The 13917-nt window shown below is 43.7% G+C and carries 10 protein-coding genes; 6 read left to right on the top strand and 4 right to left on the bottom strand.

What is annotated here, in order from left to right:
• On the bottom strand, positions 1 to 293 hold a 293-nt coding region (locus B3D59_RS09450), incomplete at its 3' end, for a DUF3360 family protein (RefSeq protein WP_286819304.1).
• Positions 294 to 854: 561 nt separating this feature from the next.
• Here B3D59_RS09450 and B3D59_RS09445 point away from each other — a divergent pair.
• The 4 genes from B3D59_RS09445 to satP all read left to right on the top strand — a co-directional run bounded on the left by B3D59_RS09445 (position 855) and on the right by satP (position 7816).
• Positions 855 to 3353: a DUF294 nucleotidyltransferase-like domain-containing protein gene (locus B3D59_RS09445; protein WP_286819303.1), complete on the top strand. Its 2499-nt coding sequence runs from the start codon at positions 855 to 857 to the stop codon at positions 3351 to 3353.
• 974 nt (positions 3354 to 4327) lie between these two features.
• Positions 4328 to 4552: a hypothetical protein gene (locus B3D59_RS09440; protein ID WP_286819302.1), complete on the top strand. Its 225-nt coding sequence runs from the start codon at positions 4328 to 4330 to the stop codon at positions 4550 to 4552.
• Positions 4553 to 5160: 608 nt separating this feature from the next.
• Entirely contained in the window at positions 5161 to 6591 is a 1431-nt protein-coding gene (locus tag B3D59_RS09435) for a sigma-54 interaction domain-containing protein (RefSeq protein WP_286819300.1), read from the top strand.
• A gap of 667 nt (positions 6592 to 7258) precedes the next feature.
• Positions 7259 to 7816, top strand: a complete 558-nt coding sequence (gene satP / locus B3D59_RS09430) for an acetate uptake transporter (RefSeq protein WP_286819299.1) — start codon at positions 7259 to 7261, stop codon at positions 7814 to 7816.
• A 279-nt stretch (positions 7817 to 8095) separates the two neighbouring features.
• Here the strand turns inward: satP and B3D59_RS09425 are convergent, their stop codons facing one another.
• From B3D59_RS09425 to B3D59_RS09415, 3 genes are all read right to left on the bottom strand, one after another.
• Positions 8096 to 9301, bottom strand: coding sequence for a DUF2333 family protein (locus B3D59_RS09425; protein WP_286819297.1), 1206 nt, complete (start codon positions 9299 to 9301; stop codon positions 8096 to 8098).
• A gap of 318 nt (positions 9302 to 9619) precedes the next feature.
• Positions 9620 to 10486 carry a formate/nitrite transporter family protein gene (locus tag B3D59_RS09420; RefSeq protein WP_286819296.1) on the bottom strand — a complete coding sequence of 289 codons (867 nt, stop codon included), beginning with the start codon at positions 10484 to 10486 and terminating at the stop codon, positions 9620 to 9622.
• 31 nt (positions 10487 to 10517) lie between these two features.
• Complete coding sequence (locus tag B3D59_RS09415; protein ID WP_286819295.1) at positions 10518 to 12020, bottom strand: dynamin family protein; 1503 nt, start codon at positions 12018 to 12020, stop codon at positions 10518 to 10520.
• Positions 12021 to 12476: 456 nt separating this feature from the next.
• On the opposite strand from B3D59_RS09415, the gene B3D59_RS09410 reads away from it, so the two are divergent.
• Positions 12477 to 12767: a hypothetical protein gene (locus B3D59_RS09410; RefSeq protein WP_286819294.1), complete on the top strand. Its 291-nt coding sequence runs from the start codon at positions 12477 to 12479 to the stop codon at positions 12765 to 12767.
• Positions 12768 to 12796: 29 nt separating this feature from the next.
• A partial coding sequence (locus B3D59_RS09405) for a sodium:solute symporter family protein (RefSeq protein ID WP_286819293.1) occupies positions 12797 to 13917 on the top strand: 1121 nt, incomplete at its 3' end.

Below are 13917 nucleotides of genomic sequence, written 5' to 3'. Positions count from 1 at the left end.
CCTGCGATCAGCATCTCATACCGGACGTTTTCTGCAATGAATTCGGGTGAGAGATTATACTGGTCCGCAAAGGCGGCGACCATGGCGGTTACCATCACAACCTTTCCGATGGTGGCGGCAATGGCCGGCACAAAGTCCTCGATTTCGATGCCGTAATCCCGGAAGGGCAGGTTGACCCGCCAGCGACGGAATTTCATAATAGTCAGTTCATGGTCAAGATACTCCGCTCGGGTTCTAAATTCGCTTGCTTTCTTACGTTGCTCGCCATACGATTTTTCACTGTGCGCTACCATCTGTTAGTCTCCTCTTCTTACCTACCCTGCCGATCTTTTGTTGGATCTTGCACATGCACCTTTCGGGGTGCTTAGGTATAATTAAAGTGCTTGGTTAGAAAAATGTCCCCTCCCCCCCCCTGCCTCAACGATATTCGGATTGAAATTCTCTACCTCTTTCCATTAATGAATGCAAGCAATATTCATTAGAATTTGCTTTTTTATCTTTGGTGTACAAACTTTATTTTTAAAACAATAAGTTAATTTTTGTCAGCCAAGATATAAAACATAAACAGAAGCTGAAAATTCGGCTTTGCCCAACCACGGGTACAACATCTATATCAGGGTGCAGTAAGTCACTTTGGCTTAGGTGAAATTAACGCCTATTCTTAACTGGAAAAATATGTTTACCCTTAACTTATGAACTGTTACATTGGGGAACATAGTTGGTAAAGCTGTTCTTGTAGGATGTGTCTATTGGAGGGTTCTATGCGCCGGGGGGCAGGGCCCAACCGGTAAAATAAAATTTGGTGCCTTGACGCGCAAATCTTAAATGACTTCTGCAACGATGGGGTTAAGCTAATGACATTGAAACACAATAAACTAATGACATTGATATACAACAATATGGAAGAAAATAACGAGAAGTTTACATCGGGTATAGTCGTATCAACGGTATTGGCCGTAGTAAGCATAGTAATGTTTATTGTTTCGTTCTATGCGGTCATTATCCCAATGTTTGAGCGCAGTGTTATGGATCGAAAAAAGGAAATGATTCATGAGTTAACGAATACAGCCTGGAGTGTTTTGTCTGAATATGACGAAGCATACAAAGCTGGCAGGATAACACTGGCCGAAGCTAAAGTGTTGGCTACCGAGGAGGTGGGCAGGATGAGATATGGAAGTGAGCAAAAAAATTATTTCTGGATTAGTACCACCGATCCTGTAATGATTAATCATCCATATCGTTCGGATTTAAACGGGAAAAACCTGGTTGATTATGCAGATAAACATGGGAATAAATTATTTGTCGATGCCGCTGATTTAGTAAATGAAAAAGGCGAGGGGATAATTCAATACTATTGGAAAAGGAAAGATGATGCTTCGCCCGAAGTGCCGAAATTATCCTATGTAAAAGCATATCAGAATTGGAACTGGATAGTCGGAACCGGTATATACCTTGATGATGTAAGGCAGGAAATAAAACGGTTGCGAGATAAATTGTTAAGAATATCGATTCTTATTATCGGTATTATTATTGTGATTCTTGTTTATGTATTAAAGCAGACCAGAATAATTGAGCAAAAACGTAAAGACGCCGTAAATGAATTAAGGGCGTCTAACCAGAGATATAAAAGCCTGGTGGGTGCATCAACCGAAGGAACCTTAATGGTCGTTGAACGTAAGGTTGTATTTGCTAATAGTAAATTTATCAGTCTGCTTGATGATGAAACCGGGTCGCTGGTTGGAACCGATTTTTCAGAACTGTTTAAGTTAAGCTGGGATGAAATGGTTTCGGGAATTAAAAATCCCAATCAAACACATGCGTTTGAAACCCAACTTTTGAAATATAAAGCAGGTTTTCAACATATTATAGCTTATGTAACACAGGTTGAACAATCGAATAGCACCACAGCATACATAGTTGTTATAAAAAATATTACCGAAAAGAAAAGACTTAGGCTTGATAGCCAGAAATTATCCGAGGATGTTCAGATTTCTCTTCAATTAATGAACCAGCCGGTTAAGAACCTGGTAAATGAAAATATTCATTGTGATATAAACATGCCGATAGCTAAGGTTATTAAGCTGATGAAGAATAAGCGCAGCGAGATTATAAGTGTAAAAAGCAGCGATGAAACAGTAGGTGTTGTAACCGATAAAGATATCCGAAATCGTTTAATGAACAATGCAATTACTATGGATAGCCCGGTGGTAAAGTTAATGACATCACCGGTAATCAGTATAAACCATGGGGCCTTACTGTACGAAGCTGTACTGTTATTCAGGGAGCATAATATTTCACACCTTATGGTTACCAATCATAGCAATAGAATTTATGGTAACATCAGTTATCTTAAGTGTCTTGAAATGCAAAATAACTCACTGACATTTTTAATACAGGAGATACAAAAGTGTGATGTTATCAGCGATATGCGTAATATTTACAATAAGGTACCGGTACTCATTCAGGCAATATTTACCAGTACGGATAATATCAGCAGTGTATCGCGCATGATTACCTCTATTGCTGATGCCATAAATAAGCGGGTGATAGAAATGGCAATTGCCGAAGTAGGTGAGCCGCCTTGTGAGTTTGCATTTATATCCATGGGAAGCGAAGGGCGAGGAGAGCAAACACTCAAAACCGACCAGGATAATGCCCTAATTTTTGCAGAGCGGTCTGATGATAATAAAAAATACTTTTTACGTCTTTCGGTTATAATCAATGAGAACCTGCATAAGATAGGTTATGCCCGTTGCGAAGGGGATCTGATGGCAGGCAATCCTGAGTGGTGCAACCATATTGATGAATGGAAGCATATATTCTCAACATGGATTAACAACCCTGTTGGGTTAAATGTTCTTGACAGTTCTCTCTTTTTTGACATGCGTTTGGTTTTTGGAAGTCAGCAGCTGTCATCTGAGCTAATTGATTTTGTATATGAAGAATTAAAAGGTAAAAATGAATTCTTTAACCAATTGGTTAAAACAGTCGCCTCAAGTAAGCCGGCATTTGAGAATCAACGCGTTGATATTAAAAAGTTTTTGATACCAATTGTCGGGTATTTAAGAGCCAAGGTATTGTTTTATTCTATCAAACAAACAAACAGTATGTTGCGGTTAAATTATTTGATGGCATACGATTTAATTTCTGAAAGCAAGGCCCAAGAGATTGAAAAGATGTATAATTTTCTTATGCATCTGCGAATAAAGTGGCAGGTAAGCCTTATACTTGATAGTGACTCGCCATCTAACACAATCTCGTTAATTCATCTTACGGCAATAGAGCAGGAGACGCTTAAAAATATAATCAAAGAGGTGCTAAAATTACAGGAAGAACTGCAATTAATGCTTTAATGTCAGTAACGCAGGAGATTCTACCGTAAAATAATGCCTTGCAGGATAGATAAGTCTCAAAATGAGACAAAAACGCCCATTTTCATATATGCTTATATTTCAATATGTTCCATGTTTTGGTGTTTGGTTTGGGTCATGCACGCCCAAACCATCCTCCTTTTCCAGCTAAAGCCCCTCTCTCCATTTCTTTTTTTAGCAGAATTAAAATATGACCATTATTCCGAATAATAATTGGTAGATAGGTTTATTGTTTACGGCAATAAACCGATTTTATAAAGTTATTAAGAATATGTGGCACAATGATCGCATATAGACATTTCCTGAAATATGCGATTGTTTTGGTGGCCTGTTGCGCTGAAGTTTGTATGAACGAGACCGAAAAAGAATTACAAATGCTTTAAGAACGTCTGTTAACTGCTTGACGGATACACCCCCGTATCCCCCCCCCATAAATACGGGTGTGGAATCTTCCAGGCAGATTGGCGGAAAGGTCTTTGCAGTATTCAGGGAATTCTTTAATAATGGTAATTATTTAGCGTGATTGGTAGTGTGGTGCGCCTTGTTTTTTATTGCCGGTCTTTTTTGACGCCGATCCGTATTCGTTTAATTTAATCTAATTTCTGAAAATTTGTGCTTGACTTTCCCCTCCCTGTCAATCTATCTTCATATATAAGAGCGACAGTACCACACAGCAGACAGCAATTGTTTACTGAATTTTGTAAGAGAGGACAATTAAAAACGCGAAACAGCAATCATTAAATTTTTAAACAAGCCTATATAGACTTAAGGTCAATAAGTTGCTGCGGTCGATCCGGGGGGGGACGCAGATTGTTGAACGCCCTTAGTTTTTAAATAAATTAGGCTTAGCAGGTGCTTAGCACTTTTCTCCCCGGCAGACTGAACGTGCTGAACGTGTAGTTAATTCTTCAGCAATGTTTAAGCACAATCTCAACAAAAAAAAGGGGGGGGTCCCAATGTCTACCGAAAAAGTTATGAATCGTTGGTTTGTCGTCGTTGCCACTATCCTTATTCAGATAGTATTTCGTTTTATCTATGCCTGGTCCGTTTTTACCAAATTTTTGTCTTTGTCTGATCCAGTCGGTTCCGATCAATGCACTGCAGTTCAAACCGCACGGATATTCTCATCAGCTCTTTTTTTCGTAGCGCTGGTGATGATTTTTTCTTCTTTGCGCTGGTGATGATTTTTTCTTCTTTGCGCTGGCAGAATTTTAGAAATGGAATTTAGGGTCGGGTTTTAGATTGGCATTTTTATTACAATTCAAGACCTGACCTGATAACGCTTTGTTATCGAAGATAGGTATTGATTGCCTTGTGGGAGCAGTATATTGTTGCCAAGCTGCGGCAAAAAGCGCAATTAACAGAAGCGATTTATATTTACAAAAAGGGAGACAGGTTTCGTTCGTATCCGTCCAGAAATAAGACTTTTTGTGTAAGTCCAAGGCGGATGAAAATTTTCACCACAGGCATATATTAAATATTCCGATGGTTAAATTTTCACCCAACGCGGGTTCGAAAAAGAGCTTTGCTCACAATCGGACAAAAAGGATGTTTATGGAGGAATACGAACTAATTTTGTTTCCCTTTTTTTTAATTTTGTTGTGATCTTTGTTCACAGTGGGTGAGTATGCTATTTAGCCATATGCAAAATCACCTTTTTATAATCCGTATAAGATGGTATAAATGCAGTCTGTTAGGCTTTCGGGCGTAAGTTGATAAACTTAAAGAATATCAGGGAAAATGTTGAGTGTTATAGAAAAAACAGCTATTTTCGGGGCAGGATTTTATTGTGCTTGAATATACGCCGATTGCCCAGTTTGCCATAGGAACCGACCACAAGGTAAAGATCTGGAACAAAGCCTGTGAGCTTCTTACCGGTGTTTCCGCTGATGAGATTGTCGGCACGGACGATCAGTGGAAGGTTTTTTATCCAAAAAAACGGCCCATTTTGGCCGATCTTGTGGTCGAGCAGGACTATGAAAAATTTCTTGAGAAATATGGCACAAAAAATCCGGCCCAGTCCAGCATCGTGCCCAATGCCTGGGAAGCAACAGACTATTTTGAAAATTTTAACGGAAAATCAAGATATATATATTTTCTGGCGGCCCCTGTTTTTGATGATGAAGGCAACATTACAGGTGCAGTGACAACACTTCAGGATATTACGCTTCGCAAAATTCAGGAAGATGCCATGAAGCGTGAATCCGAACAGCTCCAGCAACAGTATTCACTGTTACAGTCCTCTATGGGTGAGCGTTTCAAGTTCTGCAATATCATCGGCAAAAGCAAAAAAATGCAGGATGTCTATGATGTAATTATACGGGCGGCAGCCAGTGCTGACAGTGTTGTTATCTACGGCGAATCCGGGGTAGGAAAAGAGCTGGTTGCAAGAGCCATACACGATACCAGTCAAAGAAAAGACGCACCGTTTATTCCTGTCAACTGTGGTGCTATTTCTGAATCTCTTTTGGAAAATGAGTTTTTTGGTCATGTAAAAGGCGCCTTTACCGGTGCATATAGTGATAAGAAGGGGTTTCTTTCCAATGTAGAGGGCGGTACCCTGTTTCTTGATGAGGTTGGAGAACTTTCCTTGAGCATGCAGATCAAGCTTTTGCGGGCAATAGAAGGAGGCGGGTTTTCTCCGGTCGGGAGCACTGACGTGCTTCATTCCGATTTCAGAATTGTTGCCGCAAGCAACCAGAATTTATGGGAGGAGGTTCAAAAAGGCAGGTTCCGCAGCGATTTTTTTTACCGCCTATATGTGATACCGGTAGATATTCCGCCCCTTCGTGAACGCAAGGAAGACCTTGCTCTCCTTGCCGATTATTTTTTCAGCCAGATGGATTCACCCCTTCACTTTGATGTTTTGCCCGGAAAAGACATAAAAAAGATATACAATTACCACTGGCCGGGAAATGTCAGGGAGTTGCAGAATGTTCTTCGCAGATACGTTACCTTCAACAGCCTTGATTTTATGGCTCTCCCGGATATCGACCCCCCTGTAATTCAGCCTCAACCGCCCTCGGGAATCATTACCGTTTCCGACTCAGAAACAGAGATTCCGCTGACAGATGCTGCTTCTCGGTTTGAGAAGCAGCTTATTCTTTCTGCCCTTAATAACTGCCGGTGGCACAGAGAACAAGCCGCTGAAAAATTGGGTATTTCCCGCAGGACACTTTATCGCAAAATGATGGCTCACGGGCTCATAAGCGCTATATAAAGACCATCCCAAAACAATGTTTTTGGGATTTGGGTTCGGCTTCTCCCAAAATGGGACAAAAACGCCCATATATTTATTTATTTATATTTCAATGAGTTATATTTAAGTCTTAGGAAATCTGGGACATATCCGCTCAAATCATTCTCTTTCTCATTTAAAGCCTTCCTATCCATCCCTCTTTTCAGCACAACTAAAATATCCATATTTTTAATAATGATAATAGGTAGATAGATTGATTATTTGCGGCAATAAACCGGCTCGACAAAGCCGTAATGAGTCGATGGCACAATGCTTGCTGATAAAACTTGCTGATAACTGATAAAACTTAAAAATTTGTGACATTGCTTTTGAGACCTGATTACTGCTGAGATTGTGTATGAATAGAGACTAAAAAGAGTTACAGATGCTTTGAAACCATCTGTTAACTGCTTGACGGATTCCCCTCCCCCCCCCCCTTGTGGAATCTTTCGGGTAGGTTGGCAGAGAAGAGTTTTTTAAAAAAGAGACAAAAAAATTACAGATGCTTTGAAATCGTCTGTTAATCACCTGACGGATTCCCTCCCCCCCCTCTTGTGGAATCTTCCGGGCAGGTTGGCAGAGAAGAGTTTTTAGAAGGGGTATTTTTACCGTTTTTTTTTTTAAATTATTTGGAGACAGGAGTAAGAAGATGAAAGACGAAACATTAGCAAATCCGGGACCTCTCGGACTGATGGGCTTTGGAATGACAACTGTGCTTTTGAACATTCATAATGCCGGTTTTTTTGAAATCAGTTCCATGATTCTGGCAATGGGCCTTTTTTACGGGGGTGCGGCGCAGATTATAGCCGGCATTCTTGAGTTTAAAAAAGGGAATACCTTTGGAGTTACAGCATTCATATCCTATGGTCACTTCTGGTTGACTCTGGTGGCGCTTATTCTGTTGCCTAAACTTGGCTGGGCAGATCCCACACCCGCAAAATTCATGGCTTGCTATCTTTTCATGTGGGGCATCTTTACACTGTTCATGTTTTTCGGAACATTAAAATCGAACAGAGGCCTTCAATTTGTTTTTGCATCGTTGACGGTATTATTTTTTCTTCTCGCAGTCAAAGAGTGGACAGGTTCACATATTATCGGAACAATTGCCGGTTTTGAAGGCATCATCTGCGGATTGAGCGCTATTTATCTTGCCATGGCGGAAGTTCTCAACGAACAATACCGCAAAGTAATCCTTCCAGTTGGCTAATCTAACCTAACCCCACCCCAAAAGCAAAGCCCCCTTACTTCAGAAAACTGAAAAGGGGGCTTTCACAAAGATAACCAAACGATCTTAGACGATTATATAATCCTGAAAATTCGTCTCATAATAATCCGCTTTAAAAGATGTCCGAAAAAAATCAAATATTCATCATGCCCTTTGTTTCAAAGGCATGATGTTTCTATACGCGTGTCTCTTGTTTGTGGGAGTTTTTAAAGAGGATGAATGAGGCGGGCATATCGCGTACGCCCATATTAAAAAAATGCGTTACAGGTTGCCTGTTAGTGACCTGGAGAGCACGTCAAGATAGAAGCGGGCATGGCTTATATAGGCTGCTAAGTTGGCCCGATGATTGGCTAATACGCCGTCCGGGCTGCCCTCCAGAACGATCCAGGGGTCCAGGTGCGAGGCATGATGAAGGGCTTCAACAGCGTGATGGATTAGATCCGTACCCTGATCAGAGATGGTGTCGTGAAAATCCACGGCCACCGCCTCAAGGATTGTGGCCATGGCCGTGGCTACGCCCTTTGTGTAGTAAAAGACATCATCGGCCTTAAAGGTACTGATCTTTCCCAAGTCCTTGACCAGATTTTCATCGCAACTGCCCAGGATGCTTTCATATGCCTTGAGCAAAGGAACCAGGTTGTCTATCCGCCGATAAAAATTAGCCTCCCCTTTTTCCAGCATTTTCTGATAATTTCGCCACTCGTTCAACCCCTCCTGATATTTGTTTTCAGCCGATGGAAACATATATTCGGTGGATTTGATCATGAATGAGTTCATGGCGTATTCCAGACTGGGAATATAGGCGTCGGTGCTTCCGGTCCGTGACAGGTTTTCGGCCAATGCCACAGCTGTTCTGCGGGTCACTTCCAAAATGCCCAATTGCAATTTATTGATATTATCGGTAAATCTGATGATGTCATTGGGCCGCCATCCCCAGAATCTGTGGTTTAACTCATAATCAAGGGGGCGGATGCAGGCATCCACAAAGGCCACTCCGTGGGGAGCTGTGCGAACCACCGGCGCGGCATGCGCCGTTACATTTTCGGCAGCCGGTGTTAAGGGCGCATGAGTGACTGTTTTATGTTCATCGGCGGTCTTATTAAAAGTGGTTTGAGGGGTTGTGTGATTTTGGGGTTCGGGCGTATGCTGGGCGGTTACGTGGGAATCCTGTTTTTGTAGCGCGGGCTGATGCGTGGTCTGGGTGCCATGTGTGGTGTCTTTTGCCGTGCTATCAGTGTCATGGTCTGCGTTTATTTTCTGGGCAACTTGCGTCCCATGGGTTTGACCGCCTATTTTTGCCGAAAAATCCGTCCACCAATTCATACCCCAGCCCCACCATGCGGCATACCCGGAAACGCCCAGGATCAACACTGTGATGACAAACCATTTGGTTAAGAGTATCTTTTTTAAAAAACTCTTTTTTTTTACAGCATCCCCACCGTTGTCAGCATTCTTCGCCTCTTCCATATTTGTCTCCTTGCCAATAAAAAAAAGTTTATGGGTTAAGCTACTCTGAGTTTATATATATATCTCCAAACCGGATAGTCACGTTCCGGGCATCACAATATTCCAGCAGGGGGGTAAATATTTCCGGGACACCCCCCTCAATCGCCTTAAACTGTAGCGTTGACAAAGGAATAGGAACCTCCTTTTTTTACTTCAAACAAGGTATAACAAAGAATAAAAAGATTATCAAACAATAAACACTTTATCCACATTCAGGAATGAGATCGAAATAACTTAACCCGGATATATCAAAATGGGCAAGTTATTGAAGACTCGTTCCTATCTGGAATTTTCTTTACGAAGATACACCAGCCAGTAGACAACGCCAACGAAGATTCCACCACCGATAAAATTTCCTAGGGTGACGGCAATCAAGTTACTATGCCACATGCTGGACCAGTTGAGTCTGGTCAGTAATGTAGCGTCAATGGCTGAGGCTGTGACAGCGAACGGCAACTGCTTGGCAAAGATTCCCGCAGGGATGAAGTACATGTTGGCAATGGCGTGTTCGAAACCTGCTGCCACAAAGGCCATGATCGGGAAAAAAATCCCCAAAATCTTACCGCTGATTTCCTGGGCAGAAATGGCCAGCAATACAGCCAGACAAACAAGCCAGTTACAACCGACGGCACGGAAGAAGTACGCGAGGTTGTGGCTAGTACCGGCAATTTCTGTGGTCACTTTGGCCGTTGCTATCTGCAAAGCCGTGGCGCCAAAAACACCATCCATGAGACCGGTTTGCGAAACGATCATCCAGGCGAGAAAGACAGATCCCAGCAAATTACCAAGATAGACCCAGAACCAGTTACGCACCATCTGGATCAAGGTGATTTTTTTGTCGAGCAGAGCCATGGTCATCATGGTGTTACCTGTCCAAAGCTCTGAACCAGGGATGATCACCAGCATCAGACCAACGCTGAAGACTGCACCCATAAAAAATTTTTTTAAACCAATCCAGGCGAATGCACCGGTTCCAACAACAGTTGCCAGGTGGGCGGCAAAACCGATATAGGCGCCTGCCAGAAAGCCAAGCAGAAGAAGATGCAAAATTAATTGATTGGCTTTGTTTGCTCCCCAGGAGACCAGGGTTGGGGCCAATTCTTCCGGAGCAAGGAAATTTTTCATCGTTGCTTCTCTTTGTTTCATCTGTGGCAATGGCCATGAGGGCCCTCTTTGATTAGTACAAATGCCGTATAGTGCCTGTCAGAAGCTCGGCCTCGGCCATTTCCTTTTTTTTCTTTTTTTCCTTTTTATAGGCTTCTCGGGCCACACTGTTTTTTTCCCATTCTTCCAAATCATCCTTAGACATGCTCCGGAATTCGCTCAAGGCCTCCCGAATCTTTTGTGTGCCATTTTCATTGACCTGCCGGATGTCAAATCGATCCAATTTGAGCTCATAAAGGGTATAATCGCCTTTGTTGTTTTTTAAATGCTGATATACCAGATCCCGGATAGCGCCCCAACTGTCTTTTCGGGTCTGGTCTGTAACGGGAGTGAGGGTATCAAGATCTTCCAGCCGAGTGGTGCGAAATTTTTGTTCCAGTTTTTTCTGGAAAAATGCCAGCCATAAAGTCATAATCAGACCGGCACCGATACCGCCCACGGACAACAGGGTGGTGGGATCGGCCATTCCGGCCAGCATCATCAAGGTAAAGGCAATCAGGCCTCCTCCCAGAAGGCTGATCAGAAGCCCGATAACCATTTTTTTTATGCGGAAATTTTGGAATTCCAGGGCAAAGGCCTGAAGTGCTTCAATATAATGGGCCAGACGCTCCCCGTGAATCTCCAGATAGGTGGCCAGATGATCCAGTCTGCGCAAGGGAGTTTTTAAAATGGTCTGTTTCAAATCCTCCCGCTGATTTTCAAGAAGAGGGAGAAACGGGGGCTGAGTTGCTGGATTTTTGTTGATGGCCGATGCATTGGACGAATAGGTCATCCGGATCATGGGGATATCCTTTCGTCCGGTAATTTGGGAAAGATTCCAGCACAAGGTTCCATAAACCCGCAGCAGATCATTAAAAGTGGTGCATTCATCAATACGGTTGAGCACAAAGATGATTCGATCTTCAGAGGTATGGGCGGTCAGCGTCTCCCGAATGCTTTTATAGGCCTCCCGCACGGTTCCGGCCTTATGGGCGTCAAACAGAACCAGCACCAGTCCGGCTTTTTGGGCCAGATCACCGAGGACCTCCTGATAATCATATCCGCGGTCCATCTCGGAAATGCTGTCAAGCATACCGGGGGTATCAATGATGGCAAGATTTTTCAAAAAAGGCGAGTTTATTCTTTTCAGTTGAAAATGGGCTGCAAAACGCTGGCCGTGTTTGCGAAGGGTGGAAAAAGGGTATTCCGGATCATTCAGCAGGGACTTGCCGTCTCGTTGTTCCACCACCTGTATTCCTTCTGTTTCCGGCACGGAATCATCATAGGTCAGTACGGTGAATGAATCATCTGTGGGGGCCTGGCCTGTGTCCTGAATCTTTGCACCCAGAAATTCATTGATCAGGGAAGATTTGCCGGATGAATAATTGCCGATGACCAGCACCATGGGACGCCATTTTACATTGGTCTCCAGAGGTATATCGCTGTAACCGTACCGTTGGGCCATCGGTGTCAGGTGTGTAGTTATGGTATCCACGATATCTTCCCGAAGGGCATTCATATAATTTTCACGATGCATGGCTTTCTCCGAAATAATGTCAGATAAGATGTACCGCTCAAAAAATGATACCGGGCGGCAGATATTGTCATTTTTCCAAGCAAGGTATAACAAAGAATAAAAAGATTATCAAGAGCCTGAAACATGGCATCATCCGGCCTTTGGGATAAAATTTTTTTTAGCGGCATCTCCTGTGAGCTTGAGATGTTCCGCAGGATCGGCTCTGCCGATCTGACCGGCATTTTGTAGGTTTTTTCATAGATAATCCTATATCCATTCACCTACAAAGCGCTCAGGTTATCAACGGACATGAAAATCAGTCTTTTCCTGATTGTTTTATCTTTATTTTTTACATAATTTCATTCGACGTTTTTGAGATCTTTGGTTTTCTCTGGGCGTTGGGTAAATGGGGGAGGCGGACATCGGGAAAGGGTTCCTGAATTTTATACAAAGGAAATCTAAAAAGGAGGACGACAGATGTTTAAGGGTATGCCGAAGATATTTTGGGCAGGAACGGCGTTGATGTATGGCTGGATTGGCATTTTCATGATTTTGGAAATGACAATCCCCGGGTTTCCACTGAAAAAATTTATGGGGGTGCCGGCCTGCTACTTCTATAATTGGCTTGTCGGCCTCTGGCTGATGAACATCATAATCTCTTTTCTCTACTACAGGTTTGAGGAAAAAAGAGAAGAGAGAATCAAGGCCAGAAAAAACCGCGAGACACAGGATGCGCACACGGGTGCCAATATTGTTCACGAAAACTGATCGGCAGCGACATATTAAGGAGGCAGCAAATGGGTGTTAATCCAATCGTCATTTTAGGTTCCGTACTCTATTTTGCAGTGATATTTTATATCGGATGGTATTCGCGTAAGGCATCCATGGATTCGTCCGATTTCTATGTGGCCGGACGAAAAGTCGGTCCCATTGTTAACGGGTCGGCCCTGGCCGCTACATATTTCAGCCCGGCGAGTTTTCTGGGGCTGCCGGCCTTTATTTTTATTTTGGGCTACCCTTTCTGGTGGGCGCTCGTGGGTATCATCGGGGGCATGCCCATTGCAACCCTGCTGACAGCTGCGCCCCTGCGTAAGTATGCCCCGACATCGTTCACGGACTATTACGCAGACCGCTATGATACAAAATGGCTTCGCCTGGTAGCGGGCATTCCCACACTCATCGGCGGACTGGCATATGTCATTTTGTCCATCGTGGGCACGGCCCTTTTTTTGCTGGCTATCCTGAAAATTCCTTTCAATGTATCCGTCGTCCTGGCATCCGTGGTCATTTTTGCATATATCTATTTCGGCGGGATGGTTGCTACAACCATCTCAACGGCGTTCCAGGGAGTTGCCATGACTGTCGCCGCATTACTGGCCGCCGGATATGTAATCTTTAACTTCGGCGGATTGAACGGTCTGACCGACGCGGTGCTGGCCAACAGCGGCAATTTCTTTAACATGCCCTATGCCTCCGAAACCGCATCCCACCCCATTATGGCCACGTGGACCGGCGTGGTGGGCTTCTTCTTTGTATGGCATTTCGGTTTTTCCGCCATGCCTTACACCGTGGTTCGTTTTTTCACCACCCAGGATATCAAGTCCGCCCGGCGCAGCGTTTTCTGGGCCGTAACCATCGGCGGCGCCATGTACTGCGGGTTGGTTATTATCGGCACCGGGGCCAGGGTGTTGATCGAAACCCTTCATCCGCTTATGCAGACCGAAGGCATCACCGACGCCATGGGGGTGCTCAAACACATGAAGACCGCATACGGTGTTGCCGGGGCATCCGTCACCGATTATTCAATGATCGCCGCCGTAGAGGGATTGAAAAGCCCCTTCCTCCTTTCCGTACTGGCGGCGGGCGGCCTGGCCATCGCCCTGGCTACAGCCGCGGGCTGGACCATGGTCCTTAACGT

Source organism: Desulfobacter sp. UBA2225 (assembly GCF_002348205.1).
Lineage (GTDB): Bacteria > Desulfobacterota > Desulfobacteria > Desulfobacterales > Desulfobacteraceae > Desulfobacter > Desulfobacter postgatei.
Note: the sequence above shows the minus strand (reverse complement) of the source record. Positions and strands in the feature narration are given on the sequence as shown.

Excerpts from the sequence above, each read along its gene's own strand:
- B3D59_RS09445 (WP_286819303.1), top strand. The coding sequence starts at position 855 with ATGACATTGAAACACAATAAACTAATGACATTGATATACAACAATATG.
- B3D59_RS09425 (WP_286819297.1), bottom strand. The coding sequence starts at position 9,301 with ATGGAAGAGGCGAAGAATGCTGACAACGGTGGGGATGCTGTAAAAAAA.
- B3D59_RS09410 (WP_286819294.1), top strand. The coding sequence starts at position 12,477 with ATGTTTAAGGGTATGCCGAAGATATTTTGGGCAGGAACGGCGTTGATG.
- B3D59_RS09440 (WP_286819302.1), top strand. The coding sequence starts at position 4,328 with ATGTCTACCGAAAAAGTTATGAATCGTTGGTTTGTCGTCGTTGCCACT.
- B3D59_RS09415 (WP_286819295.1), bottom strand. The coding sequence starts at position 12,020 with ATGCATCGTGAAAATTATATGAATGCCCTTCGGGAAGATATCGTGGAT.
- B3D59_RS09420 (WP_286819296.1), bottom strand. The coding sequence starts at position 10,486 with ATGAAACAAAGAGAAGCAACGATGAAAAATTTCCTTGCTCCGGAAGAA.
- satP (WP_286819299.1), top strand. The coding sequence starts at position 7,259 with ATGAAAGACGAAACATTAGCAAATCCGGGACCTCTCGGACTGATGGGC.